The sequence below is a fragment of the Mesorhizobium sp. M00.F.Ca.ET.216.01.1.1 genome (assembly GCF_004010325.2).
Taxonomy (GTDB): Bacteria; Pseudomonadota; Alphaproteobacteria; order Rhizobiales; family Rhizobiaceae; genus Mesorhizobium.
The window spans coordinates 1-327 of record NZ_SADR02000346.1 but is presented as its reverse complement, the minus strand read 5'-3'; the positions used below and the strand labels follow the sequence as shown (position 1 = coordinate 327).

General features: G+C 57.8%; 1 pseudogene. It reads right to left on the bottom strand.

The features are described from left to right. Nucleotides 1-45 precede the first annotated feature (45 nt). Nucleotides 46-327: pseudogene (locus tag EN859_RS36410) on the bottom strand (hypothetical protein); the annotation flags it as partial.

Below are 327 nucleotides of genomic sequence, written 5' to 3'. Positions count from 1 at the left end.
CTTGCCTTGGACCCAGCACGCCGGATTGGAGTCGCACGCCCACTATCATTCGTCGAAGGGCGCACACAGGACGAGATCAACTACCGAGGGCGCTTTATAACCCGGAACGAACCGCTCACCGAAATCCCGTGTGAAGTTGTCGTAGGTCGTCTCCGGATTCTTCTCGACGATGCGGCAAAAGCACTTCGTCATCTTCTGCTTCATTCCCAGCCTCGGGAATTCAGAGACGATCCTCGCTTTCTCGGTTGCGGGTATGACGTGATGGCGCCAACCGATGACGTCCAGTCCGATGCCGGCGGTGCAGAGCGCCACTTCAGGCTCCTTGTA